The organism is Rugamonas apoptosis (assembly GCF_014042355.1).
GTDB classification, from domain to species: Bacteria; Pseudomonadota; Gammaproteobacteria; order Burkholderiales; family Burkholderiaceae_D; genus Rugamonas; species Rugamonas apoptosis.
This window is the reverse complement of sequence record NZ_JACEZU010000007.1, coordinates 49915-74878: the sequence shown is the minus strand read 5'-3', so window position 1 is coordinate 74878 and position 24964 is coordinate 49915. Positions and strand designations below refer to the sequence as shown.

Here is a 24964-nt window from a genome sequence, read left to right as displayed (position 1 = left end):
GCCATGACCATGATTATTCGCGGCGGCACCGTCGTCAACGCGGACCGCGCCTTTCGTGCCGATGTGATGACTTATGGCGACAAGATCGTCGCCGTGGGGGAGAGCCTGGAGGCACCCCCTTCCGCGCGGGTGATCGACGCGCGCGGCCAGTACGTGATACCGGGCGGGATAGACACCCACACCCACATGAATCTGCCGTTCATGGGCACGGTCACGCAGGACGACTTCTTCACCGGCACGGCGGCCGGGCTGGCCGGCGGCACCACCACCATCATGGACTTCGTCATCCCCAGCCCCAAACAGTCCTTGCTGGAAGCGTTCCACGTGTGGCGCGGCTGGGCCCAGAAGGCGGCCGGCGACTACACCTTCCACGTGGCCGTGACCTGGTGGGACGATAGCGTGCGCGAGGAAATGGGCATCCTGGTGCGCGACCATGGCGTGAACAGCTTCAAGCACTTCATGGCCTACAAGAACGCCATCATGGCCGATGACGAAACGCTGGTGAACAGCTTCCGCCGCGCGCTGGAACTGGGCGCCATCCCCACCGTGCATGCCGAGAACGGCGAACTGGTATTCCAGTTGCAGCAGGACTTGCTGCGCCAGGGGCTGACCGGGCCATCCTCGCACCCGCTTTCGCGTCCGCCCGCCGTGGAGGCGGAGGCGGCCAACCGCGCCATCACCATCGCCGGCGTGCTCAATACGCCGCTCTACATCGTCCATGTTTCGTGCGCCGAATCGCTGGAAGCCATCGCACGGGCGCGCGCCAACGGCCAGCGCGTGTATGGCGAAGCGCTGGCCGGCCATCTGGTGATCGACGACAGCGTGTATCACAGCGCCGATCCGGAATTCGCGGCTGGCCACGTGATGAGCCCACCGTTCCGCAGCAAGCACCATCAGGCCGCGCTGTGGCATGGCCTGCAGGGCGGTAACCTGCATACGACGGCCACCGACCACTGCACCTTCTGCGCCGCGCAAAAGGCGGCCGGCAAGGACGACTTCACCAAGATCCCCAATGGCTGCGGCGGGGTGGAGGAGCGCATGGCCGTGGTGTGGGACGCGGGCGTGAACACGGGCCGTTTGACGCCATCCGAATTCGTGCGCGTGACGTCGGCCAACGCGGCCCAGATTTTCAATATGTATCCGCGCAAGGGTGTGATCGCGGTCGGTTCGGACGCCGATATCGTGGTGTGGGATCCCGAAGGCACGCGTACCGTCAGCGCCAGGACCCAGCATGCCAAGGGTGGCTTCAACGTGTTCGAGGGACGCACCGTGCGTGGCATCCCCAGCACCACGATGGCCGCCGGCAAGGTGGTGTTCGACCGTGGCGTGCTGACGGCGGAGGAGGGCGCGGGCCGCTACGTGGAACGGCCGGCGTTTGTGCCGGTGTCGGCCCAGTCTTGAACAAGGAGTGTGACATGAGCGAAATGCGTATCAACGGCGAACGCCTGTGGGCGGCGCTGATGGAACTGGCCCGCATCGGCGCCACCCCCAAGGGCGGCGTCAAACGGCTGACGCTGACGGATCTGGATCGACAGGGGCGCGACTTGGTGGTCGGCTGGGGCAAGGCGGCCGGTTTGTCGGTCACGGTGGACCAGATCGGCAACGTGTTCATGCGCCGCGCCGGCCGCAACAACGCGCTGCCGCCGGTGGTCACGGGCAGCCACATCGACACCCAGCCCACGGGCGGCAAGTTCGATGGCAACTACGGTGTGCTGGCCGGGCTGGAAGTGGTGCGCACCTTGAACGACTTGAATATCCAGACCGAGGCGCCGATCGAGGTTGCGTTCTGGACCAATGAGGAAGGCTCGCGCTTTGTGCCCGTGATGATGGGCTCCGGCGTGTTCTGCGGCGCCTTCAGCCTGGAGACGGCCTACGCGGCGCGCGACGTGGAAGGCAAGTCGGTGGGCGAGGAACTGGAGCGTATCGGCTACAAGGGCAGCGAGGTGCCGGGCCAGCATCCCATCGGCGCCTATTTTGAAGCCCACATCGAACAGGGGCCGGTGCTGGAGGACGCCGACAAGGTGATCGGCGTGGTGCCGGCCGTGATGGGCCTGAGCTGGTACGACTGCGTGGTGACGGGCATGGAAGCGCACGCGGGCCCCACGCCCATGGGCTTGCGCAAGGACGCGCTGCAGGTGGCCACGAAGATCATGCAGGAAGTGGTGGCCATCGCCAACCGCTATCCGCCCTATGGACGGGGCACGGTGGGCATGGTGCAGGTGTTCCCCAACAGCCGCAATGTGATACCGGGCGAAGTCAAATTCAGCATCGACCTGCGCAACGTGAACGACACGCTGCTCATCGCCATGCACGAGGAGATGCTGGCCTTCGTCGAGCGCACCCGCAGTGAGACGGGGCTGGGCATCACGGTGGAGCGCGTGTCCTACTATCCGCCATGCCCGTTCCATCCGGACTGCGTGGGGGCCGTGCGCAAGGCCACCGGGAAGCTCGGGTATTCGACCATGGACGTGGTGTCCGGCGCCGGGCACGATGCCATCTACGCGGCGCGCGTGGCGCCGGCCGGCATGATCTTCGTGCCCTGCAAGGACGGCATCAGCCACAACGAGATCGAGGATGCCAAGTCGGAACATCTGGAAGCCGGTTGCAACGTGCTGCTGCACGCGATGCTGGACAGGGCGGGCATCGCCAGCTAGCGGCGCGGCTGGGGATGTAGCATCTGCTTACACTCCTTACAGTTGAGCGGTGCACCGATCGGTATCCGCTTCGTTAAAGTATGCATGGGCGCGTTGCCCGCAACCGAGACGATAGAGGATACCAAAATGAAGATCAATAAACTGTTGTTGACGGCAGCCCTGGCCACCCTGATCGCACCGGCCTTCGCCCAGAGCACGACCACGCCGAAGGTCGACGCCCGGCAGGAACGGCAGGAAATGCGCATTGAGCAGGGCGTCAACAGCGGCCAGCTGACGGCCAGGGAAACGCTGAACCTGGAAAAGCGCGAAGCGAAGATCGAGTCGGACAAGGAAAAGGCCAAGGCGGACGGCAAAGTGACGCCGCAGGAGCGGGCCCACCTGAACAAGGAACTGGACCACACCAGCAACAAGATCTACCGCAAGAAGCACAACGCCCGCACCGCCGGCTAGACGGCCCGTGGCCCTCGCAACGCCCGCCCATCGCAAGATGCGCGGGCTGTTTTTTTTCGCGCATGTTGAGGCAAAAAAAAACCCGCCAATGTTGGCGGGTGAAATCCAATTCTTCTTAGGGAGTTGGAGGAGACAGGTGCATTATGCGGCGGCGCGGCACGTAAGGCTAATTCTTATTTCCGATGAGCATTATTTTTGAATCGCATATCTGCTGTTAAGCCGGAATTGAAAAGTTCGCCGCGCGTGTTAGCCGCATGTTCGAACTGATCCTGCCTTTCTGCCCCTGTCTGGCGGCAAGAATGGACGAGAAGGCAGGCCCAGTCGGGCGCTCCGAGCCCCTGTGGGGAAGCTTCTATTTCCGCTTCTATTTTCTTCTGCTTTCTTCAGTTTGAACCTATTCCGGGTTTTCCGATCTAAATAGGAGGATGCAGAAAAAACCAGAAGGAGAAATAGAATGGAATCCACAGTGAGCCTGCCCCTCCACAGCAGTACCTTGTCCCGCCTGGTCGCCCACCTTCGCCAGGGCAACGGTGGCCCACAAGATCTTGCCGCGGCCGTTACAGACGCCGTCAATAGCTGGATCTGCGCGCGGGAAGTGCGGCAGCAAGGGGCGGACGCGGATTGCGTGCGCGGCTATCAATGGAAGTCGCTTTTCCTGCCGGAGGGGACGGTGCTGCGTTCGTGGAGCTACGGCGAGCATAACTACGCGCGGGTGGAGGGCGATCACATCATCCATCGCGGGCGGACTGTGTCGCCCAACCAGTTCGCGCAGTCGTTCGCACGCACTACGCGCAATGCGTGGACGGATCTGTATATTCGCCGGCCCGGCGACGAGCGTTTTTATCTGGCGTGCCGCCTGCGCAGTGAGCAGGCCAAGCAGGCGAAACTGGCGGCGCCGGTCGCACCGGCCGACGACATCACCAAATTCGTGCTGGCCTTGTTGGCCGCAAAGATTCCCGCCCCGATCGTGCAACTGCCTCCCGCTCCGGCGCCACGCAACGTGCCGCCCGGGCCCGGCTGGAACTTGCCCGAACGGCGCAAATTCCGTTACCGCATAGAGGACGTCGCATTTGAATGATGACTGCCTATCCTCTCCATGTATCCGCGAAGAACAAAAAAAAACCCGCCAATGTGGGCGGGTGAAATCCAATTCTTCTTAGGGAGTTGGAGGAGACAGGTGCATTATGCGGCGGCGCGGCACGTAAGGCTAATTTTTATTTCAGATGAGCATTATTTTTGATTCGCATATCTGAGCTTGAGCCGCCGAGGCAAGGCGGAGTTTCCCGTTCATCCGCAAAGAGCCATTTTTTTGCATCCCAGGCCAGCAAAATCATCGCCTGTCACATATGCAAACCCAACGGAAACACAGTGCTTTACATTGGAGGCACCTCAAAACCTGATTAGGAGACTTATCGATGCGGCCCACCTTCTGCTGCGCCTATTCCGTGGCGGCCATGGCTTTGATCACTTGCAGCGCCAACGCGGGTGAGCTGGACGCCCAACTTGCCACGGCCCTGAAAGATCGCAGCATCCCGGCAATGGCCGTGCTGGTCATGCGCGACGGCAAAGTTGAAGATCAAGCGGTGCGTGGCGTGCGTGCCGCAGGCAGCCCCGCGCACGCGCAATTGTCCAGCCATTGGCATATCGGCTCAGACGCCAAGGCGATGACTGCAACCCTGATCGCGCGCCTGGTCGAGACGGGCAAACTGTCCTGGGAGGCACCGCTCAAGGAGATGCTCCCCGACACCGCAATGCGGCCGGAATATCAGTCCGTCACGCTGGCTGACCTGCTCTCGCACCGCGCCGGCCTGCCGCCAAACAGTGACGAGAAGCGCATCGAAGCCACGCGCAAGGACCGACGCGCGCTGGCGGTGCTGCGCATGGAATATGTTCAGCGCGCGCTCAACGAGGCGCCAGTGGGCCCGGTCCGCGCAGACTCGCAATATTCCAACAGCGGCTATATCATCGCCGCCGCCGTTGCGGAACGCGCCACCGGCCAGAGCTTTGAAAACCTGATGCAAGAACAGGTGTTTGCTCCGCTCGGCATGCAGGTCGATACTGCGCCCTCGCGTCATGGCCAAGTGCTCGGTCATAAGGCCGGCAAGCCGCTGACAGGAGGGACCGCCGACATCCCGCCTTTCTTTGCACCTGCCGGCGCGACCATGAAAATGAGTTTGGCGGATTGGTCCAAGTTCGTGCTTGACCAGATGGCGGGTGAACGTGGTGCGGGCAAACTGCTTTCGCAGCAAGGTTATCGATTCCTCCATGCGCCCCAAGGGAAAACCGGCGCGGCCCTTGGCTGGGGGGTGAAGAACAACTGGCCGGCTCACGCACCGATGCGTCTATTGATGCACGCCGGTTCCAACGGGCACTGGAACGCCTTGGTGGCGCTGGCGCCGGACACCCAAAGCGGCGTATTGGTGGTCGCCAATGCCGGCGAAGGGACCGGCGCCGAGCAGCAGGAAACCCAGCTGGTCATGCGCCTGATGTCCGGCATGGCCAAGGCCCAGTAGCAGCAGCTGGCCGCCGCTTACGCACGAGACAAGGCAAAAAAAACCCGCCAATGTTGGCGGGTGAAATCCAATTCTTCTTACGGAGTTGGAGGAGACAGGTGCATTATGCGGTGTCGCGGAATGCAAAGCTAATTTTTATTTCCAATAAGCATTATTTTTAAATCGCATATCTGGTGCGGGGCAGTTCTGCCACCTCAGCGGATTGTAACAACATGTTATTTTTGACAACCAATGCCAGCCCGGGTTATATAGTGAAACGTGGCTCGTGTGCGCGGCGTCGTCGCGCGGCCTAAATTGCTCGTGATCCTTATGCGACGTCTGGCCCAGGTTTGTGCCGTGATTACAATGTCCGCTTTCACCTGTGCGGTCTGCGCCGCGCCGCCCTCCATACCAGCGCCCGCACCCGCACCCATACCCGCACCCGTACCCGTACCCGCACCCGCACTTGCGCCCGCATCTGTACCCGCGCCCGCTCACAGCGATGGGACAGCCGTCCCTGACCCATTCGCACCGGCCCCCGCCGCCAGCCATCCACCGTTAACCGAGGCTGCGATCCGCGAGGCGATCCATGAGACGCTGGTGGAAGCCGACCGCCAGGCCGCCGCCGAGCGCCAGGACGTGGCCAACAAGCAGATGCAACCGGGCGTGGCGCCCGGTGGCGTGGTGTATCGGGGCAGCGCGGAGGCCGACGTCCTGTCCTCCGCCTTCAATGAGGCCAGGATACCCGACTGCTTGCATTCCGATGGCTTGAAGTTCCAACCCACGCTCATTTTTGCCGGCCTGCTGGCACTGCCGTTCGTGGCCGTGGCCAAGTTGCGGGGCAAGTGCAACTAGCTTGTCAGCCACGGCGCGCCATAACCTGAAACGTCAGGCCGCGGTGTCGCGCCATTGCATCGGACGCGGAAAAAAATGTGTGGAATGCATAGCGGCTATATGCCGCCGATGATGAACGCCGCTTACTTCTGCAGCGTGCGCGCCGCCGCGCTGACCTGATCGCGCAACCATTTGTGCTCCGGCGCCTGGTGCACGCGTTCGTGCCACAGCTGGTAAAAACGCATGGCCGGGAATTTGACGGGCACCGCGAACGTCTTGAGCGGCAGGTTGCGCTCGTAGTAGCGCACGAACTGGCGGCCCGTGGTCAATACCAGATCGGTCTGGGTCAGCATGTAGGGGATCAAGCCGAAGTAAGCCGATTCCACCATCACGTTGCGCTGCATGCCTTGCGATTCAAGGAACGAGTCGACCACGCCGTGGTAACCGGGCAGCATCTGCGTGGGCCGCACGTGCGGCAGGGTCAGATAATCGGACAGCGTCATGTCCTCGCTGCCGGTGCGCATCGCGTATGGGCAATCGGCGCGCATGGTGCAGATGATGGGATCTTCGAACAGCTTGGACATGTGCAGGTGCTCGGGCGGTTCGTCCCAGTTGGCGATCACCAGGTCCATGTCGCCATCCGACAGCAGGCGGATGTAGTCCGAGCCCGGCCCCAGGCTGTGGATCTTGATGCGGCTCAGCGGCGAGCCCCGTCGCAGCAGGGCCACCACATTGGGCAGGAACTGGCTGTCCAGGTAATCGGGCGCGGCGATGTGGAACACGCGCGCCTCTTCCTGCGGCACGAACGGCGTCTTCTTGACGAACAGGTTCTCCGTTTCGTCGAGGATGCGCTTGGCCGGCGCCAGCAGGCTTTCGCCGTGCTGGGTCGGCACCATGCCGCGCGCGCCGCGCACCAGCAAGGGATCGCCCGTCAGTTCGCGCAGCTTGCGCAGCGACGCGGAAATGGAAGGCTGCGGCTGATTGAGCTTGAGCGCCACGCGCGACACGTTCTTCTCCACCAGCAGCATATAAAGGATGCGGATCAGGTGCAGGTCGAGGTGTTGCGGCAGGGCTGGCATGGGGCAATATATGTTAGACGTTATGTTGAATATACTCTAATCTTCATGTTGCCGGAACCTAATACGATTATCTTCTGTAAATTCGCCACATCTCTTACCCAAGGAATTCATGGACGCATTTGCCTATCTGATCCCGTATGGCCTTGAGTGGCTGAACCTGATCGTGCGCTGGCTGCACGTCATCACCGGCATCGCATGGATCGGCGCCTCGTTCTACTTCGTCTGGCTGGACAATTCGATCCGTCCGCCCGCAGCCGGCTCCGAGCTGGCCAAGAAGGGCGTATCCGGCGAACTGTGGGCCGTGCATGGCGGTGGCTTCTACAACCCGCAAAAATACCTGGTGGCGCCGGCCGAACTGCCCAAGGAACTGCACTGGTTCAAATGGGAGGCTTACAGCACCTGGCTGTCCGGCATCGCGCTGCTCACCATCGCCTACTACTTCAACGCCCAGGCCATGATGATCGACAAGCAGGTGGCCGACATCGGCAGCTGGCAGGCGGTCGGCATCGGCATCGGTACCCTGGTCGCCGGCTGGACCGTGTACGACCTGCTGTGCCGCTCGCCGCTGGGCCAGCGCGAGCTGCCGTTCGGGATCGTGGTCTTCGTGCTGATCGTCGCCGCCGCCTATGGCCTGACCCATGTGCTGAGCGGGCGCGCCGCCTACATCCACGTGGGTGCGCTGATCGGCACCATCATGGTAGGCAATGTGCTGATGCTGATCATCCCCGGCCAGCGCAAGATGGTCGAAGCCATGCAGGCCGGCGGCCTGCCCGATCCCAGGCATGGCCAGAAGGCCAAGCAACGCAGCGTCCACAATAACTATTTCACGCTGCCGGTGCTGTTCATCATGATCAGCAATCACTACGCGATGACCTACCGGAACGACCATGCCTGGCTGGTGCTGGCCTTCGTCATGGCGGCCGGTGTGTTGATCCGCCACTTCTTCAACCTGCGCCACAAGGGTCGCGTGGAATGGCGTTATCCCGTGGCCGGCGTGGCCCTGTTGCTGGGCGTGGCCGTGACCATCGCGCCGCCCGCGCCAGTGGCGGTGGCGCCGGCGGCCGATCCGGCCGCCGCGTTCAACAGCGTCAAGGCCGTCATCGGCCAGCGCTGCGCGAGCTGCCATTCGGCCCATCCTACCCAGCCCGGTTTCGCCACGGCGCCGCTGGGCATGGTGCTCGACACCGACCAGCAGATCCACCAGAGCGCCGAAAAGATCTACAAGCAGGCCGTCCAGCTCAAGGCCATGCCGATCGGGAACCTGACCAATATGACGGATGCGGAACGGGCCACCATCGCGGCCTGGTACGAATCCGGCGCCAAGTAAGCGCGCCAAACCCAATACGGAGAACTGCGCAATGAGCACTCAAAAAGAACAACTGGCGGCCTGGATCGATGCCCATTTCGACGAGCAAGTGGGCGTGCTGCAGCAAGTGCTGCGCGTCCCTACCGACACCCCGCCCGGCAACAACGCGCCCCATGCGGACATGGTGGCGGAACTGGTCAAGGCCTATGGCTGGCAGGCGGAAAAGCACGCCGTGCCCAGCGCCGAGGTGCGCGACTACGGTATGGAATCCATCACCAACCTGATCGTGCGCCGCCCCTACCAGCCAGGCGGCCCGACCGTGGCCCTGAACGCGCATGGCGACGTGGTGCCGCCGGGCGACAATTGGACCTACCCACCGTACGGCGGCGTGATCGACAACGGCTACATCTATGGCCGTGCCGCCGCCGTTTCCAAGTGCGACTTCGCCACCTACATCTTCGCCGTGCGCGCGCTGGAAGCATTGGGCGTGCCGCTCAAGGGCGGACTGGAACTGCACTTCACCTACGACGAGGAATTCGGCGGCTTGCTGGGACCGGGCTGGCTGTTGCAGCAGAAGCTGACCAAGCCGGACTTCGTCATCGCGGCCGGCTTCAGCTACAACATCGTCACCGCCCATAACGCCTGTTTGCAACTGGAGATCACCGTGCACGGCAAGTCCGGCCACGGCGCCATGCCGGAGACGGGGCACGACGCGTTGCAGGCGGCCACCAAAATCCTCAACGCCATCTACGGCCAATTGCCTGAACTGAAAAAGGTCAAATCCGAGGTGCCCGGGATCGACTCGCCCACCATGCTGGTTGGCCGCATCGACGGCGGCACCAACACCAACGTGGTGCCGGGCAAAGTGGTGATGAAGATGGACCGTCGCATGATCCCGGAAGAAGACCCGGTCGTTGTGGAGGCCCAGGTGCGGGCCCTGATCGAGGACGCCGTGCGCGGCGAGCCGGGCATCCGGATCGAGATCAAGCGTTTGCTGCTGTCGCACGCGCTGCGCCCACTGCCCGGCGGCGAAAAGCTGGTGGCCAATCTCCAGCGCAATGCCAAGACCGTGATTGGCGAGGACATCCCGGCCCAGGGCACGCCCCTGTACGCGGACGCGCGCCTGTATGGCGAGCAGGGCATTCCGGCCGTGCTGTACGGCGCCGGCCCCCGCACCGTGCCCGAATCGAACGCCAAGAAGGCCGATGAACGGCTGCTGCTGGAAGACTTGCGCAAGGCGACCAAGGTGGTGGCCATGACGCTGTTCGATTTCCTGGCCGCGTAAGCCAATAGCGCGGCGGCGCCTGCCGCCTGCCGCACGACGCCCGGTGCCCGCAGCAGCAGCGCGGCGCATCAGGGCCAATCGTTCCGATATCTGCCGCACCGTGGCGCGGCCGCTTGTCGTATCATGCATGCTGGACCCAGCCTGAGAGTACCCGTGCATCGATACGAACTGATCAGCTGTCATGACTGCGGGAAGCTGCATCGCCGGCACCCGCTCGCGCCGCGCCAGAAGGCGCGCTGCGTGCGCTGCCGTTCCGTCCTCTATCGCGGCATCGCCTCCGATGCCAACCGCATGGCGGCCTTGGTACTGGGCGCCGCGCTCACCTTCCTGATCGCCCAACTGTTCCCCATCGTTAAACTGGAGGTCAACGGCCTGCGTTCCAGCGCCACGCTGTTGGGCGCCATTCGTGTGCTGTGGAACGAGAATATGCAGGTGGTGGCGGCCATCGTCTTCCTGTGCACCATATTGCTGCCGGCCGTGGAACTGGGCAGCCTCTTGTACGTCACGCTCAGCCTGCGCGCCGGCCAGCAGCCACCGGGCCTGCACCGGCTGTTGCGCGCCGTCCGCGCGGCGCGCCACTGGGGCATGACGGAGGTGCTGATGATCGGCATCCTGATCACGGTCGTCAAGATGACCAGCCTGGCGCAAGTGGAGCCGCAGGCGGGCCTGTTCGCCTTTGGCGCGCTCACGTTGATGCTGGCCATCGTCACCGCGTTCGACCCGCGTATCCTGTGGAATCTGGCCGACGAGCAGGCCCGCGCGCGCGGGGCCGCGCTGCCCGCGCCGGCCACCGTGCTGGCCGGCGGGGTGCCCACGCTGACCTGCCATGCCTGTGGACTGGTGGCGGAGGACCGGGGCCAGCGCCAGCACCAGCACGGGCACGGGCAGCAGCACCAGTACGGGCACCAGCACGGGCACCAGCACGGGCAAGGGAACGGGAACGGGAACGGGCAGCAGCGTTGCGCGCGCTGCGGCGCGGCCCTGCACCGCCGCCGGCCCGACAGCGTGGCCCGCACCTGGGCGCTACTGCTGGCCGCCGCCATCCTCTACATTCCGGCCAACCTGCTGCCCGTGATGTACACCCACTCCCTGTTCGGCAAGGAAGACGACACCATCATCAGCGGCGTGATCTATTTCTGGCACAGCGGCTCGCCGGCGCTGGCGGCCATCATCTTCATCGCAAGTATCGTGGTGCCGGTGCTGAAGCTGGCCGCGCTGTCCTTGCTGGCGTGGACGGCGCAGCGCCGCTCGCGCTGGCGGCCGTTGCAGCGCACCGTGCTGTACCGGCTGGTGGAGCTGGTGGGGCGCTGGTCCATGCTCGACATCTTCGTTATCACGCTGACGGTGGCGCTGGTGCGCTTCCAGACGCTGGCCGTGATCACGGCCGGCCCCGGCGCGCTGGCTTTTTGCGCAGTGGTGGTGCTGACCATGCTGGCATCGATGCAGTTCGACCCGCGCCTGATCTGGGATCATCTTGGAGCGAATGGAGAAAACGATGGAAGAAACCGGCCCTGACGCCGAAGCAGGCCACACCCACCTGCCGGCGCCCGTGGTGGAAAAGGCCAGCCGCTGGCTGCCTTCGCTGGTGTGGCTGGTGCCTCTGCTGGCCGCGTTGATCGGCGCCACACTGGTGGTCAAGTCGATACTGGACCAGGGCCCCACCGTGGTGGTCAGCTTCCGCACGGGCGACGGGCTGGAGCCGGGCAAGACCAAGGTCAAATACAAGGACGTCGATATCGGCCTGGTACGCGCCATCTCGCTGTCGCCCGACCTGTCGAAGGTGCTGGTGACGATCGACATGAGCAAGGAAGCCAAGCGCTTCACGGCCGAGGACACACGCTTCTGGGTGGTGCGCCCGCGGGTAGGGGCGAGCGGGGTGTCGGGCCTGAACACGCTGCTGTCGGGCGCCTACATCGGCGTGGACGCCGGCAAATCCGCCGCCACCCGCGACGAGTTCACGGGACTGGAACGGGTGCCGCAGGTGACGGGCGACCAGAAGGGCAGCCAGTTCACGCTGCACGGCGAGAGCCTGGGCTCGATCGACGTTGGCTCGCCCGTGTTCTACCGCCGCATCCAGGTCGGGCAGGTGATCGGCTTCGACCTGGACGACAAGGGGCGCGGCGTGGCCATGACGGTGTTCGTCAACGCCCCGTACGACCGTTACGTGGGCGTGAACACGCGCTGGTGGCATGCCAGCGGCGTGGACGTGCGGCTTGATTCGACCGGTTTCAAGCTCAATACTCAGTCGCTGACGGCGCTGCTGGTGGGGGGCATAGCATTCGAATCCATCAGCGGGCAAAAGCCGGAAGCGGCCGCGCCGTCGGGCACCAGCTTCGCGCTGGCGCCGGACCAGGCCAGCGCCATGCGCGAGCCGGATGGCCTGCCGATCACCACCGTGCTGTATTTCGACCAGTCGCTGCGCGGCCTGTCGCCGGGGGCGACGGTGGACTTCCGCGGTATCGTGCTGGGTGAGGTGCGTTCGGTCGGCGTCGAATACGACCCGGCCAGGAAGAGCTTCCGCATGCCCGTTACGGTGGATATGTACCCCGAGCGTTTGGGCAAGCGCTTCCAGCAGGCGATGGCGGCCGACCCGGACCGCAACGCCGGCCAGGCCGTGCTGGAGCGCATGGTGAGCCGTGGCCTGCGCGCCCAACTGCGCACTGGCAATCTGCTGACCGGCCAGTTGTACGTGGCGCTGGACTTTTTCCCCAAGGCGCCCGACGTGAAGCTGGACGTGAGCCAGTACCCGATGGTGATGCCCACCGTCCCCAACAGCCTGGATGAACTGCAGACCCAGATCGCCAGCATCGCCCACAAGCTCGATCAGGTGCCGTTCGCGGAGATCGGCAACAACCTGCGCGACACGCTCAAGAGCGCCGACACCCTGTTCAAGCAAGTCGACGCGCAGCTGATGCCGGAAATGAAGCAAACGCTGGGCGCGGCGCGCCAGACCTTCGGCACGGCCGAAGTGTTGCTGCAGAAGGACTCGCCCGTGCAGTCCGACCTGCGTGAAGCCTTGCAGCAGCTGACGCAAACGCTGCAATCGCTGAACGCGCTGTCCGATTATCTGGAGCGCCATCCCGAGGCGCTGATCCGCGGCAAACAAGGAGAACGCAAATGAGGTCCACGTCCCCAGCATGCCGCTTCATGGCCGCGCCGCGATCCGCCATGAGGGCGTTCTCCGCGCCGCTGGTGGTGCCGTTGACTGTGACGGCGGCGTTGACGGTGGCGCTGGCCGGCTGCGCCAGCCCGCCGCCCGAGCACTTTTACAGCTTGAGCAGCGGCTTACCCTTCGCACAGCGGACAGTCTCCGGCACCGGCACAGCAATCGCCACTGACAACGCAGCCAACAACGCCCACGACAACGCCGTCACCGCCGCGCCATATTACATCGAAGTGCTCGCGCCCAGCGTGCCGCCGCAGGTGGCGCGCAGCCAGTTGGTGGTGACAACCGGCGCCGGGCGCATCGACCTGCTGGAACAGGAACGGTGGGCCGCGCCACTGGCGGCGGAACTGGGCCAGGCCTTGTCGCTGGCGTTGACGGCGCGGTTGGGCGCGATCGATGTGTTCCGCACGCCCACGCCGGAGCATGCCGCCATCTACCGCATCAGCACCAGCGTGCAGCGCTTCGAATCGGCGCCGGGGCAGTATGCGCTGCTGGACGTGGTGTGGAGCGTGCGGCTGGCCGGCAGCCCCAAGGTACTGACCTGCCGCAGCGAATTGAAGGAGCAGGTCGCACCCGGCTACGACGCGCTGGTGGACGGTCACCGGCGCGCTGTCGGCCGCCTGGCCGACAGCGTCGGCGCGGCCGTGCAACGCCTGGCCGGCGGCGGCGCCGGCTGCTAAAGACATAAAACCGGGGTCAGGTCATGCCCTCACGCAATCACGCAAATAGCCTGATTGCTTGAGGGCATGACCTGACCCCGGTTTTTGGGGCGAACTAGCCCGGCAGCGCCGCCGTCACCGCCGCCAGTTGCTGGCGCAGCCACACGTTGGCCGGGTCGTTGTCCACGTTGGCGTGCCAGTACAGGTAGATGTCCAGCGACGGCATGGCGAGCGGGAAGGGCAGGATCTGGTTGTCGAATTGCTGGTTCACCACCTGCGCCAGCCGTTCCGGTATGGTCAACGCCAGATCCGTCTGACTCACCACCCGGCAGGCCGAGAAGTAGTGCTGGCAGCGCAGGCGGATCTTGCGCTGCAACCCCATCCGGCTCAATTCGAAATCCTCCAGCCCCGGCCCGCGCCGGCGCGAGCTGGCCATGATGTGCTCCAGACGCAGATAGGTGTCCATATCCAGCGCCCTATCGCGCACCAGCGGATGGTCGCGCCGCACCAGCACCACCGTGTTGTCGCGCACCAGCCGCGTGTGGCGCACATCCGCCGACAGCGGCAGCAAAATGTCGATGGCCGCGTCCAGCGTGCCGGCCGCCAGTTCGCTTTCCAGTTCGCGCCGCCCCACCTGCAGCGCATTGAGCCCCACCGACGGCGCGCTGTGCGCCAGCTCCGCCATCAGTGGCGGCAGCACGCTCGCCTCCAGCACGTCGCGCAGCGCCACCGAGAACGTGCGCTCGCTGCTGGCCGGATCGAAGCGCTCCACGCCGTTCAGCGTCACCTCGAAACCGCGCAGCGCCTGCCGCACCGGCTCGATGATGGAGCGCGCCAGCGGCGTGGGCACCATCACGTGGCCCTGGCGCTCGAACAGGGGATCGTCGAACAACTGGCGCAGGCGGCCCAGCGCGTGGCTGATGGCCGGCTGCGTGAGGTTCATCTTCAGGCTGGCGCGCGTCAGGCTGCCTTCCGCGTAGATGGCTTCGAACACGATGAACAGATTGAGGTCGACACGGGATATATGCATGGTATTTATACAGGACGATTAATACTATTCATTTGATGAATTATAGGCCGGGCGGTAAGCTGTGTCTTATTCTGAATGGAACGAGTGAGCGACATGGGGACTATTTATCTGGTACGGCACGGCCAAGCGTCGTTCGGCAGCGCCAATTACGACCAGCTGTCCGAATTGGGCTTCGAGCAAGTGCGCCTGCTGGGCCAATGGTTCGCCAACACCCGCCAGGGTTTTCACCGCGTCATCATGGGCGGCATGCAGCGCCACCGCCAGAGCGCGGACACCTGCCTGGCCGAGCTGCCCAAGACCCTGCTGCAGGAAACGGAATGGCGCACCGACACGGATTTCGCGGAATTCGACCACCGCCAGGTGCTGCAATGCCACTGCCCCGAGTTTGGCGATGCGGAAGCGTTCAAGCGCCTGCTGGCCCAGTCGCCGCAGCCGCAGCTGGCGTTCCGCAACCTGTTCGAACAAGCCATGCTGCGCTGGATGAGCGGCGCCCATGGCGACGATTATGTGGAGAGCTGGCCCCAGTTCCGCCAGCGCTGCGTGGACGCGCTGGAGCGCGTGGCGGCCCAGGCCGACGCGGCCCAGGGCGCGGCCGGCGCCGACGCGCCGTCGCAGGCCAGCATCGTGTTCACTTCGGGCGGCGTGATCGCGGCCCTGACCCAGCATCTGCTTGGCCTGCCCGATCAGCAGGTCGTCACGCTCAACTGGAGCCTGGCCAACGGCGCCGTCACGCGGCTGCGCCACACCCCGGGCCAGATCAGCCTGAGCTCCCTGAACAACTACGCTCACCTGGAATGGCTGGGTGAAGCTGGCGCCATCACTTACATCTAACCAGGAACCCATCACCATGGATTTTGCATACAGCCCGAAAGTACAGCAGCTTCAGGCCCGCCTGACGGCCTTCATGGAACAACACGTGTATCCGGCCGAACCGCGTTACTACGCCGAGGTGGAAGCCAACCGCGCCGCCGGCGACGCCTGGATCCCCACCCGCGTGATCGAGGAACTCAAGGAAAAGGCGCGCGCCGCCGACTTATGGAATCTGTTCCTGCCCGAGTCCGAACTGGGCGCCGGCCTGACCAACCTGGAATACGCGCCGCTGTGCGAAATCATGGGCCGTGTGCTGTGGTCGGCCGAAGTGTTCAACTGCTCCGCGCCCGACACAGGCAACATGGAAGTGCTGGCCCGCTACGGCACGCCGGCCCAGCAGGACCAGTGGCTGCGGCCTTTGCTCGATGGCCGCATCCGCTCCTGCTTCGCCATGACGGAACCGGCCGTGGCCTCGTCCGACGCCACCAACATCGAAAGCAGCATCGTGCGCGATGGCGACCAGTATGTGATCAATGGCCGCAAGTGGTGGTCGTCCGGCGCCGGCGATCCACGCTGCCAGATGTTCATCTTCATGGGCAAGACCGATCCCGATAACGCCAACCGCCACAAGCAGCAATCGATGATCATCGTGCCGCGCGACACGCCGGGCGTGACCATCGTGCGCCAGTTGCCCGTGTTTGGTTTCGACGACGCGCCGCACGGCCACAGCGAGATCCTGTTCGAGAACGTGCGGGTGCCCGCGTCGAACCTGCTGCTGGGCGAAGGCCGTGGCTTCGAGATCGCCCAGGGCCGCCTGGGACCGGGCCGCATCCACCACTGCATGCGCCTGATCGGCCTGGCCGAACGCGCGCTGGAGCACATGTGCCGCCGCAGCGTGAGCCGGGTCGCCTTCGGCAAGCCGCTGGCGCAGCAGGGCGTGACGCTCGAGCGCATCGCCGAGGCCCGCATCCTGATCGACCAGGCCCGCTTCCTGGTGCTCAACGCGGCGCACTTGATGGACACGGTGGGCAACAAGGTGGCGGCCAAGGAAATCGCCATGATCAAGGTGGCCGCGCCCAACATGGCATGCCAGGTGATCGACTGGGCGATCCAGGTCCACGGCGGCGGCGGCATGGCCGATCCCTTCCTGGCGCCGGCCTACGCGGGCGCGCGCTCGCTGCGCCTGGCCGACGGTCCGGACGAAGTGCACCGGGCCCAGATCGGCAAGATGGAACTGGCCCGCTACCGCGAACCCAAGGCCCAGTAAGCGCCGACCGCGCCGGGTCAGGCCAACAGCGACATCAGCATCGATGCCATGCTGTTGGTTTGGCGCAGCACCGTAGTGCCAGCCTGCATCAGCATCTGGTTCGACACCCACTCGGCGCTCTCCTGCGCGAAGTCGGTGTCGGCCAGGCGGCCCCTGGCCACAGTGGTGTTGAATTGGGCGTGGCTCAGGTTGCTGTTCACGTAGCTCATCCGGTTGGCCGTGCCGCCCAGGAGCGAGCGCACGCCGGCCACGGCGTCGAGCGCGCTTTGCAGCTTGTCGATGGTGGCCGACGCGGTGCTGGCCAGCAGCAGCTCGGTGCCTACGCTGCCGCGTTCTATGCCGAACGTATCATAGGTGGATGAGGCGACGTGCAGGGCCGCGTGCATGGCGCCCAGTTGCGCCGTCAAGTCGACCTGCATGGTTTCATTGGCCGAGTCACCGATCTGGAATTGCGCCGGCTTGGAAAATACCCCGTCAACTGTCGTTGCCGCGGCCACCTGGGCCGCATATTGCTGGGCGTCGGTGGCCGCGAGCTGGGTCGCGGTGGCCAGCGCGCTGGCCGCAGTAACGGCGCTGGCGGCCGCCGCCACGGCCGCCTGGGTGGCGGGCGTGGAGCCGGCCAGGTCGGTGGCGACGGCGGTGTTAAACGTGTTTTGCGCCGTGGCCAGCGCTCCGGCGGCGGCACCGGCGCTGGCCGTCGCGGCGGCCGTGGTGGCTGCGACGGTGGCTCTTTCGGCCGTCGTGTCGCCCAGCAGCAGCTTGGTGCCGCCGAACGTCGTGCCACTGGCGATGTGACTCAATTCATGGCTGAGCGCCCCAAATTCCGCTTGCAGCGCCACCCGGTCGGTCGGCGACGCGGAGGCATCGGCGGCTTGGGTGGCCAGGTCTTTCATCCTGATCAACAAGGTGCTGCTTTCATCGAGCGCGCCTTCCGCCGTCTGCAGCAGCGACAGCGACTTCTGGATATTGTTGACGGCCATCGCCATGCCGCGGCTCTGCGTCGCCAGGCGGGTGGCGATCTGCAGCCCGGCCGCGTCGTCCATGGCGGAGTTGATGCGTAAGCCCGTGCCCAGCCGCGTGGCCGCGAGCGCCGTCCTGCCCTCGGCGCGGCCAAGGGCGACGTGAGCGTATAGCGCGGCCGTGTTGGTGTGCAGGCTCAGCATGGGCGAGGCGCCGCGGCGCGGGCCGCAGCGGTGGATGATTAAATGGGGAAAGAGCGTTTACTGTAGCATTTTTTTCGCAATTCTTGGTAATTGATATTGCCGCAGGGAAAATTATTCGTATCTGTATGCAACAGACATGATGGGACGTGGCGGCCGCGCGTTGACGGGGCCGGTGAATGCCCCTAGCATGATTTCAGGAAAATAGCCGCTAATGGCAATAATGGGGAGAGCAAGATGAGCAAGTGGATCATGGGGATGCTGCTGGTCATGGCCGGGCAGCTGCCGGCGCTGGCCGTGGAGCGCAGCAACACCGAGGATGCGGTGGCGCTGGTGAACAAGGCGATCGATTATTTGAAGAAGAACGGTCCCGAGAAGTCGATCACGGAATTTAACACGCTGGCCAGCCCCTTCAACTCGACCAGTGACATCAACAAGAAGGGCGATCTGTACCTGTTCATGTTCAGTGCCAAGCAAGTGACGGCCGGTCAACTGGTGCATGGCAAGAACCCCAAGATCGTGGGCAAGGACCTGTCGGAGATGCGCGACGCGGACGGCGTCTACCTGATCCGCGAAATCTTCAAAACCTGCAATAGCAAGGAAGGCAAGGGCTGGGTCAGTTACAAGTGGCCCAACCCCGTCACCAACACGGTGGAAGCCAAGCAAAGCTACGTCGTCAAGGTGGACGACTTCTGCATCGGCACCGGCATCTACAAACCGTAACGGCCGGGGCCAACGGCGGCAACGGCGGGGTCAGTTCCGGCATCGCAACGGCGGGGTCAGTTCCGGCATCGTGCCAAAAATGACGATTTGGCTGATTGCCGGAACTGACCCCGGAAGTTCGTGGCTGATTGCCGGAACTGACCCCGGAAGGGAACTGACCCCGGAAGTTGGAAGTTCCGGAAGTTTTTTCGCTCACGCGGCCGCCCGCCGCAACTGCCATTCCTGCAGCAGCCGCCACGCGGCCGGGATCACGAACAGCGACAGCAGCGGCGCCGTCACCATGCCGCCCACCATGGGCGCGGCGATACGCTGCATGACTTCCGAGCCGGCGCCGCTGCCGAACATGATGGGTAGCAGGCCCGCCAGGATCACGGCCACCGTCATGGCCTTGGGCCGCACCCGCTGCACCGCCCCTTCCCGGATCGCCTCCAGTATCAGCTCGCGCGTGAGCGGGCGTCCCTGCGCCAGCCGCGCGTCGAGCGCGTTGCGCAGGTAGACCAGCATCACCACCCCGAATTCGGCCGCCAGCCCGGCCAGCGCGATGAAGCCCACGGCCGTGGCCACGGACACGGCATGGCCCAGCGCCCACACGAACCAGAAACCGCCGATCAGCGCGAACGGCACCGTCAACATCAGCAGCGCCGCTTCGCTCACGCGGCGGAACGCGAAGTACAGCAGCAGGAAGATCACCGCCAGCGTCAACGGCACCACGGTGCGCAGCCTCGCTTCGGCCCGCTCCAGGTATTCGAACTGGCCGGACCAGCCGATCGCGTAGCCAGCCGGCAGCGCCACCTCGCGCGCCACGCGCGCCTGCATGGCGCGCACGGCGCCGGCCAGGTCCACGCCGCGCACGTCCACATACACCCAGCCCGACAGGCGCGCGTTCTCGCTGCGGATCATGGGCGGACCATCGTTGATGGCCAGCGTGGCCACGTCGCCCAGCAGGATCTGCGCCCCGCGTGGCGTGACCACGGGCAGCTGGCGCAGCGCCTGCGGCGAATCGCGGTAGTCCTGCGGATAGCGCACGTTGATGGGAAAGCGCTGGCGCCCGTCCACCACTTCACCCACGTTCTCGCCGCCGATGGCCGTGGCCACCACGGACTGCACGTCCGCCACGGCCAGCCCGTAGCGCGCGGCGCGGGCCCGGTCCACCGTCACGTCGAGGTAGCGCCCGCCGCGCAGCCGTTCAGCCAATGCCGACGTCACGCCCGGCACCTGCTTGACGGCCGCTTCGATCTCGGTGGCGATGGCGTCGATCCGGTTCAGGTCCGGCCCCGTGACCTTGATCCCCACCGGCGTCTTGATGCCGGTCGAGAGCATGTCGATGCGGTTGCGGATGGGCGGCACCCACACGTTCGACAGGCCGGGCACCTTGACCACCCGGTCCAGTTCCTCCACCAGCCTGGCCGGCGTCATGCCGGGCCGCCACTGGCCGCGCGGCTTGAACTGGATGGTGGTTTCGAACATCTCCATCGGCGCCGGATCGGTGGCCGAATCGGCGCGGCCAGCCTTACCGAACACGGTGGCCACTTCCGGCACGGTCTTGATCAGGCGGTCCGTCTGCTGCAGCAGTTCGCCGGCCTTGGCCGCCGACAGGCCGGGCAGGGCGGATGGCATGTACAGCAAATCGCCCTCGTTCAGCGGCGGCAGGAATTCGCCGCCCAGGCGCGACAGGGGAATGGCCGTCAGCGCCAGCGCCGCCAGCGCCACGGCGATGGTGATGCGCGGGCGGGCCAGGCTGGCGTCGAGCAGCGGCCGGTAGATGCGGATCAACAGCCGGTTGACGGGGTTGGCCGCTTCGCTGGGTATCCGGCCCCGGATCAGATAGCCCATCAGCACCGGCACCAGCGTCACGGCCAGGCCGGCCGCCGCCGCCAGCGTGTAGGTCTTGGTGTAGGCCAGCGGCGAGAACAGCTTGCCCTCCTGCGCCTCCAGTCCGAACACGGGAATGAACGACAGCGCCACGATCAGCAGCGAGAAGAACAGGGCCGGCCCCACTTCGATCGACGCTTGTGTGATCAATTCCCAGCGCTGCGCCGTGGTGATGGTTTGCCCGGGATGCGCATGCTGCCATGCCTCCAGGTGCCTGTGCGCGTTCTCGATCAGCACCAGCGCCGCGTCGGTGGCCGCGCCCACGGCGATGGCGATCCCGCCCAGCGACATGATGTTGGCGTTCACGCCCTGGTAGCGCATCACGATGAAGGCCGCCAGCACGCCCAGCGGCAGCGAGACGATGGCCACGGCGGCGCTGCGCAAGTGGAACAGGAACAGCGCGCACACGATGGCGACGACGATGAATTCCTCCACCAGCTTGTCGCGCAGGTTGGCCACCGAAGCGGCGATCAGGGTCGAGCGGTCGTAGGTGGTCACCACTTCCACGCCGGCCGGCAGCGAAGCCTTGAGCGTCGCCAGCTTGGCCTTGATGGCGGTGATCGTGTCGAGCGCGTTCTTCCCGGAGCGCATGACGACCACACCGCCGGCCACTTCGCCTTCGCCGTTCAGGTCCGCGATCCCGCGCCGCATCTCCGGCCCCAGGCGCACGCTGGCCACGTCGCGCAGCAGCACCGGCGTGCCGCTCTCGCCGGCGTCCAGCACGATGTTGCGGAAGTCTTCCAGCGAGCGCAGATAGCCGTGCGAGCGCACCATGTATTCCGTCTCCGCCATTTCCACCACGGAGCCGCCCGATTCCTGGTTCGCCTTGCTGACGGCCTCCAGCACCTTCGCGTGCGACATGCCGTAGGCGCGCAGCCGGTCCGGATCCAGCACGATCTGGTACTGGCGCACCATGCCGCCGATGCTGGCCACTTCCGCCACGTTGGCCACGGTCTTGAGTTCGAACTTGAGGAACCAGTCATTCAGGGCGCGCAACTGACCCAGGTCGTGATGGCCGCCACGGTCCACCAGCGCATATTCGTAGACCCAGCCCACGCCGGTGCCGTCCGGCCCCAGCTCGGCGCGCACGCCGGCCGGCAGGCGGCTCTGCACCTGGTTGATGTACTCGGCCACGCGCGAACGGGCCCAGTACTGGTCGGTGGCGTCGTCGAACAGCACGTAGACGAAGGCGTCGCCGAAGAAGGAGTAGCCACGCACCGTCTTCGCGCCGGGGACTGACAGCAGGGCCGTCGTCAGCGGATAGGTCACCTGGTCCTCCACTAGTTGCGGCGCCTGGCCAGGATATTGGGCGCGCACGATCACCTGCGTGTCCGACAGGTCGGGCAGGGCGTCGAGCGACGTCTGGCGCAGCGACACCAGCCCCCACGCCGCCAGCAGGACCGCCGCCAGCAGCACCCAGATGCGGTGGGCGATGGCACGTCGGATGATGCGGGCGATCATTTCATGCCTCCCTTGGCCGGCATGCTGTCTTCGGCCTTGGGCACGAATTTGGGTAATATGGCGCGCAGGTTCGCTTCCGAATCGATCAGGAACTGGCCGGAGGCGACCACCTGCTGGCCCGCTTCCAGGCCGCTGACGATTTCCGTGTCGTCGCCATGCTCGCGGCCGGGCGTGACGACAACCGGGCGGATGCCCTTGTGCTGATCGGCCACCAGTACCACGGCGCGCTTGCCGGAGGTGATGATGGCTTCCGTCGGCACCAGCAGGCGGTGCTGCCCGCTGGCGCCTTCCAGCCGCACCTGCATCAGCATGCCGGGTACGAGTGCGCCATCGCGGTTGTCCAGTTCCAGGCGCGCTTGCACGGTGCGGCTGGCCGGGTTCACGGCGGGCAGCAGTTCGCGCACGCGGCCCGTGTAGCTGCGCTGCGGCGCGCCGGCGAACGAGGCGTTGACCGTCATGCCGGGGCTCACGCTGGGCACCAAAGATTCTGGCACTTCCGCCAGCAGCCAGATTTTATCGACGGCCGATATTTTGGCGATCGTCATGCCGGGGCTGGCCATGGCGCCTTCACGCACGCCCAGTTCCGTGACGATGCCCGATGCGGGCGCGGTGAGCGTGTAGCCCCGCTGCGCCTTGCCGCTGCGCTCGGCCTCGGCCACCAACGTGTCGGGAATGGAGAGGGCGCGCATGCGCTGGCGCGCGGCGGTGGCCAGCGCGTCGTTGCCGCTGCGGCGCAACTCCAGGTATTCCTCCTGCGGCGCCAGCCACTCCGGCACGAACAGCGTGGCGATGGGCTGGCCGCGGCGCACGGCCTGCATGGGCGCGCGGGCGTGCAAATGTTCGACGTAACCGGTCACGCGGCTCTGCACCACGGCCGTCGCGTTCTCGTTGAACTGGGTGGTGCCCACCAGCGACAACGCATCGCGCACCTCCGCGTGGCGCACGGTGGCATAGCGTATGCCCAGGTTCTGGCGCAATGCGGGGCTGATGCGCACGCCGGCGCCATCGTCGGTGTCGGCCTCGGAGGCGGCGCCGGCGTTGGCGCTGGTGCTCGCGCTTTCCTCCGCGAACACGGGGACCAGTTCCATGTCCATGAATGGGCTCTTGCCGGGCTTGTCGAAGCGCTGGCCAGGGTTCATGGGGTCGTGCCAGTACAGCACGCGGCGGCCGGTGGCCGGGTCGATTTTGTCGCCGCCGGATTGCGCCGCCTTGGACGCGGCTTTTGTCGCCTGTTGCTGTGCCGATGCCGATGCCGCAGTCGATGCTGATACCGAAGCCGAAACTGCGCCCGCCATCCCGTGCGTGCCAGCGCGTGTGCCGAGCAGGTAGCCGCCGTAAGACAGTCCGGCCGCCGCCAGGGCCAGTATCAGGACGGTAGGATTGAATATTTTGTTCATTGTGCGTCCCCTGCGGCTTGCGCCATGTCGGTTGGGATGAGATCCAGTTCCAGCCGGGCCCAGGCCAGCGCGGCCTGTTTTTCCAGCTCGTTGCGCTGCAACTGTTTTTCCAGCAGCGTGCGGCGGGCCTTGAACACGGCCGCCAGCGGGCCGGCACCGGCACGGTAGGCGGCCGTGGCCAGTTCGGCCTGTTCGCGCGCCACCGGCAGCAGGTTGGCATCGAATTGGGCGATGCGCTGCCGGGTGCTGTCCAGTTCCAGTGTCATGGTGTCGTGCTGGGCCTGCAGTTCGAGCAGCGCGTCGTCGCGTTGCAGGCGGGCCTTGGTGGCCATGGCGGCCTTTTCGGCCACCTCGCGGTCCTGGCGCTGGCCGCGATTGACGGTGAGCGGAATGCTTACGCCGAACGAGAACATGTTGGCGTACTGGTTGCCGCGCTGGCTGAAGCTGGCCTCGAACGTCCAGTCCGGGCTGCGCTCGCGCACGGAGAGCGCCGCGTCGGCATCGGCCAGGGCCTGCGCGCGCCGGGCCGCGATGGCGGCTGGGTGGCGTTGCTCCAGCTGCGCGTCGGACGATGACGTATTGTGCGAGTCCAGTGGCGGGGGGGTGTCGGCCACGGCGTCGGCCCGCACGCCGGTCCAGCGCGTGAGGACGATGCGGGCGGCTCGCAGCTCCTGTTCCGCGCGGCGCATGTCGTCGCGGGCCTGGGCCTGCTCCAGTTGCGATTGCAGCACGTCGGCCGCCGTCGCCTGGGCGCCGCGATGGCTGGCGCGCACGGTGCGCAGGTCGGCCGCCGTTTCCTGTTCCAGTTGTTGTGTCAGGTGCAGGCCGCGCTGCGCGTACAGCATCGTGAGCCAGGCCTTGCCCGCTTCCGCGCGCACTTTGGCCACGGTGTCGAGATGGGCGCCTTGTTCGGCATCCACGGCGCGGCTGGCGCGCAGTTGGCGGGCCGCGCGCTTGTCGGCCGATACCCATTGCTGTTCGATGCCGAGCTTACGCATCGTCATGAAGTCGGCCGTGGTGCTGAATTGATCGGGGCCGCTGAGCGGCACATTGTCGATACCCAGCTTGAGCATCGGGTCGGGCAGTTGGCCGGCCCGGGCGGCCGCTTCCGTGCTCGCTTGCACGGACGCTTGCGCCGCCCGGCTGGCGGCGGACGCCTGCGTGGCCAGGCGCAGCGCCTCATCCAGCGTCAGATTGGCGGCCTGGCCGAAGGCGAGCGTGGAGGCGGCGCACAGCGCGGCGAGCAGCGCCAGTCGCAGCCCGCCGTGGCGCGGACAGCGCGCGCCCGCATACGGTTTGAATAATGTGGACATACATTT

The 24964-nt window shown here is 65.5% G+C and carries 20 protein-coding genes; 14 read left to right on the top strand and 6 right to left on the bottom strand.

The genetic code is table 11. The features are described from left to right. Positions 1 to 3 precede the first annotated feature (3 nt). The 6 genes from hydA (at position 4) to H3H39_RS14855 (ending at position 6451) form a co-directional block, all read left to right on the top strand. Positions 4 to 1401: a dihydropyrimidinase gene (hydA, locus tag H3H39_RS14880; RefSeq protein WP_182154181.1), complete on the top strand. Its 1398-nt coding sequence runs from the start codon at positions 4 to 6 to the stop codon at positions 1399 to 1401. Positions 1402 to 1415: 14 nt separating this feature from the next. Further along, positions 1416 to 2654, top strand: a complete 1239-nt coding sequence (locus H3H39_RS14875; RefSeq protein ID WP_182154180.1) for a Zn-dependent hydrolase — start codon at positions 1416 to 1418, stop codon at positions 2652 to 2654. A 126-nt stretch (positions 2655 to 2780) separates the two neighbouring features. Continuing rightward, the gene (locus H3H39_RS14870; protein WP_182154179.1) at positions 2781 to 3104 is read left to right on the top strand and encodes a hypothetical protein; all 324 of its coding nucleotides are present in this window, start codon (positions 2781 to 2783) and stop codon (positions 3102 to 3104) included. A gap of 454 nt (positions 3105 to 3558) precedes the next feature. Beyond that, positions 3559 to 4182 carry a hypothetical protein gene (locus H3H39_RS14865; protein WP_182154178.1) on the top strand — a complete coding sequence of 208 codons (624 nt, stop codon included), beginning with the start codon at positions 3559 to 3561 and terminating at the stop codon, positions 4180 to 4182. 337 nt (positions 4183 to 4519) lie between these two features. Beyond that, positions 4520 to 5617: a serine hydrolase domain-containing protein gene (locus H3H39_RS14860; protein ID WP_182154177.1), complete on the top strand. Its 1098-nt coding sequence runs from the start codon at positions 4520 to 4522 to the stop codon at positions 5615 to 5617. Between the two features lie 579 nt (positions 5618 to 6196). Continuing rightward, positions 6197 to 6451: a hypothetical protein gene (locus H3H39_RS14855; RefSeq protein ID WP_182154176.1), complete on the top strand. Its 255-nt coding sequence runs from the start codon at positions 6197 to 6199 to the stop codon at positions 6449 to 6451. 122 nt (positions 6452 to 6573) lie between these two features. Here H3H39_RS14855 and H3H39_RS14850 read toward each other — a convergent pair whose 3' ends face one another. After that, positions 6574 to 7509 carry a LysR family transcriptional regulator gene (locus H3H39_RS14850; RefSeq protein ID WP_182154175.1) on the bottom strand — a complete coding sequence of 312 codons (936 nt, stop codon included), beginning with the start codon at positions 7507 to 7509 and terminating at the stop codon, positions 6574 to 6576. Positions 7510 to 7618: 109 nt separating this feature from the next. On the opposite strand from H3H39_RS14850, the gene H3H39_RS14845 reads away from it, so the two are divergent. From H3H39_RS14845 to H3H39_RS14825, 5 genes are all read left to right on the top strand, one after another. Then, positions 7619 to 8836 (top strand): urate hydroxylase PuuD, encoded by a 1218-nt coding sequence (locus H3H39_RS14845; RefSeq protein WP_182154174.1) that lies wholly within the window; start codon positions 7619 to 7621, stop codon positions 8834 to 8836. A gap of 31 nt (positions 8837 to 8867) precedes the next feature. Next, entirely contained in the window at positions 8868 to 10100 is a 1233-nt protein-coding gene (locus H3H39_RS14840; RefSeq protein WP_182154173.1) for a M20/M25/M40 family metallo-hydrolase, read from the top strand. 153 nt (positions 10101 to 10253) lie between these two features. Beyond that, a complete protein-coding gene (locus tag H3H39_RS14835) occupies positions 10254 to 11615 on the top strand; it encodes a paraquat-inducible protein A (protein WP_311196928.1) in 1362 nt (453 codons plus the stop codon). Then, positions 11596 to 13221, top strand: a complete 1626-nt coding sequence (locus tag H3H39_RS14830) for a PqiB family protein (protein WP_229218062.1) — start codon at positions 11596 to 11598, stop codon at positions 13219 to 13221. Before H3H39_RS14835 ends, H3H39_RS14830 begins: the two co-directional genes overlap by 20 nt. After that, positions 13218 to 13946 (top strand): PqiC family protein, encoded by a 729-nt coding sequence (locus tag H3H39_RS14825; protein WP_229218061.1) that lies wholly within the window; start codon positions 13218 to 13220, stop codon positions 13944 to 13946. Before H3H39_RS14830 ends, H3H39_RS14825 begins: the two co-directional genes overlap by 4 nt. Before the next feature lie 94 nt (positions 13947 to 14040). Here the strand turns inward: H3H39_RS14825 and H3H39_RS14820 are convergent, their stop codons facing one another. Further along, positions 14041 to 14955, bottom strand: a complete 915-nt coding sequence (locus H3H39_RS14820) for a LysR family transcriptional regulator (protein ID WP_182154170.1) — start codon at positions 14953 to 14955, stop codon at positions 14041 to 14043. A 93-nt stretch (positions 14956 to 15048) separates the two neighbouring features. On the opposite strand from H3H39_RS14820, the gene H3H39_RS14815 reads away from it, so the two are divergent. Beyond that, entirely contained in the window at positions 15049 to 15786 is a 738-nt protein-coding gene (locus H3H39_RS14815) for a histidine phosphatase family protein (protein WP_182154169.1), read from the top strand. A 16-nt stretch (positions 15787 to 15802) separates the two neighbouring features. Next, on the top strand, positions 15803 to 17032 hold the full coding sequence (locus H3H39_RS14810; RefSeq protein WP_182154168.1) for an acyl-CoA dehydrogenase family protein: 1230 nt from the start codon (positions 15803 to 15805) through the stop codon (positions 17030 to 17032). A gap of 17 nt (positions 17033 to 17049) precedes the next feature. On the opposite strand, the gene H3H39_RS28375 is transcribed toward H3H39_RS14810, so the two are convergent. Continuing rightward, on the bottom strand, positions 17050 to 18195 hold the full coding sequence (locus tag H3H39_RS28375) for a flagellin N-terminal helical domain-containing protein (RefSeq protein WP_182154167.1): 1146 nt from the start codon (positions 18193 to 18195) through the stop codon (positions 17050 to 17052). A gap of 234 nt (positions 18196 to 18429) precedes the next feature. Between H3H39_RS28375 and H3H39_RS14800 the strand changes: the two genes are divergently transcribed. After that, entirely contained in the window at positions 18430 to 18915 is a 486-nt protein-coding gene (locus H3H39_RS14800; protein ID WP_229218060.1) for a cache domain-containing protein, read from the top strand. Positions 18916 to 19107: 192 nt separating this feature from the next. Here H3H39_RS14800 and H3H39_RS14795 read toward each other — a convergent pair whose 3' ends face one another. Genes H3H39_RS14795 through H3H39_RS14785 form a run of 3 tightly spaced genes read right to left on the bottom strand, consistent with a single transcriptional unit; the run spans position 19108 to position 24958 of the window. Continuing rightward, positions 19108 to 22248 (bottom strand): efflux RND transporter permease subunit, encoded by a 3141-nt coding sequence (locus tag H3H39_RS14795; protein WP_182154166.1) that lies wholly within the window; start codon positions 22246 to 22248, stop codon positions 19108 to 19110. Next, positions 22245 to 23645: an efflux RND transporter periplasmic adaptor subunit gene (locus H3H39_RS14790; RefSeq protein ID WP_182154165.1), complete on the bottom strand. Its 1401-nt coding sequence runs from the start codon at positions 23643 to 23645 to the stop codon at positions 22245 to 22247. Before H3H39_RS14790 ends, H3H39_RS14795 begins: the two co-directional genes overlap by 4 nt. Continuing rightward, positions 23642 to 24958, bottom strand: coding sequence for a TolC family protein (locus tag H3H39_RS14785; RefSeq protein ID WP_182154164.1), 1317 nt, complete (start codon positions 24956 to 24958; stop codon positions 23642 to 23644). The genes H3H39_RS14790 and H3H39_RS14785 overlap by 4 nt, the downstream gene beginning before the upstream one ends. Between the last annotated feature and the right edge of the window lie 6 nt (positions 24959 to 24964).

What these genes read in the sequence shown, in the direction of transcription:
- hydA (WP_182154181.1), top strand. Translation starts at nt 4, where the DNA reads ATGACCATGATTATTCGCGGCGGCACCGTCGTCAACGCGGACCGCGCC.
- H3H39_RS14875 (WP_182154180.1), top strand. Translation starts at nt 1,416, where the DNA reads ATGAGCGAAATGCGTATCAACGGCGAACGCCTGTGGGCGGCGCTGATG.
- H3H39_RS14870 (WP_182154179.1), top strand. Translation starts at nt 2,781, where the DNA reads ATGAAGATCAATAAACTGTTGTTGACGGCAGCCCTGGCCACCCTGATC.
- H3H39_RS14865 (WP_182154178.1), top strand. Translation starts at nt 3,559, where the DNA reads ATGGAATCCACAGTGAGCCTGCCCCTCCACAGCAGTACCTTGTCCCGC.
- H3H39_RS14860 (WP_182154177.1), top strand. Translation starts at nt 4,520, where the DNA reads ATGCGGCCCACCTTCTGCTGCGCCTATTCCGTGGCGGCCATGGCTTTG.
- H3H39_RS14850 (WP_182154175.1), bottom strand. Translation starts at nt 7,509, where the DNA reads ATGCCAGCCCTGCCGCAACACCTCGACCTGCACCTGATCCGCATCCTT.
- H3H39_RS14845 (WP_182154174.1), top strand. Translation starts at nt 7,619, where the DNA reads ATGGACGCATTTGCCTATCTGATCCCGTATGGCCTTGAGTGGCTGAAC.
- H3H39_RS14840 (WP_182154173.1), top strand. Translation starts at nt 8,868, where the DNA reads ATGAGCACTCAAAAAGAACAACTGGCGGCCTGGATCGATGCCCATTTC.
- H3H39_RS14830 (WP_229218062.1), top strand. Translation starts at nt 11,596, where the DNA reads ATGGAAGAAACCGGCCCTGACGCCGAAGCAGGCCACACCCACCTGCCG.
- H3H39_RS14825 (WP_229218061.1), top strand. Translation starts at nt 13,218, where the DNA reads ATGAGGTCCACGTCCCCAGCATGCCGCTTCATGGCCGCGCCGCGATCC.
- H3H39_RS14820 (WP_182154170.1), bottom strand. Translation starts at nt 14,955, where the DNA reads ATGCATATATCCCGTGTCGACCTCAATCTGTTCATCGTGTTCGAAGCC.
- H3H39_RS14815 (WP_182154169.1), top strand. Translation starts at nt 15,049, where the DNA reads ATGGGGACTATTTATCTGGTACGGCACGGCCAAGCGTCGTTCGGCAGC.
- H3H39_RS14810 (WP_182154168.1), top strand. Translation starts at nt 15,803, where the DNA reads ATGGATTTTGCATACAGCCCGAAAGTACAGCAGCTTCAGGCCCGCCTG.
- H3H39_RS28375 (WP_182154167.1), bottom strand. Translation starts at nt 18,195, where the DNA reads ATGCTGAGCCTGCACACCAACACGGCCGCGCTATACGCTCACGTCGCC.
- H3H39_RS14800 (WP_229218060.1), top strand. Translation starts at nt 18,430, where the DNA reads ATGAGCAAGTGGATCATGGGGATGCTGCTGGTCATGGCCGGGCAGCTG.
- H3H39_RS14795 (WP_182154166.1), bottom strand. Translation starts at nt 22,248, where the DNA reads ATGATCGCCCGCATCATCCGACGTGCCATCGCCCACCGCATCTGGGTG.
- H3H39_RS14790 (WP_182154165.1), bottom strand. Translation starts at nt 23,645, where the DNA reads ATGAACAAAATATTCAATCCTACCGTCCTGATACTGGCCCTGGCGGCG.
- H3H39_RS14785 (WP_182154164.1), bottom strand. Translation starts at nt 24,958, where the DNA reads ATGTCCACATTATTCAAACCGTATGCGGGCGCGCGCTGTCCGCGCCAC.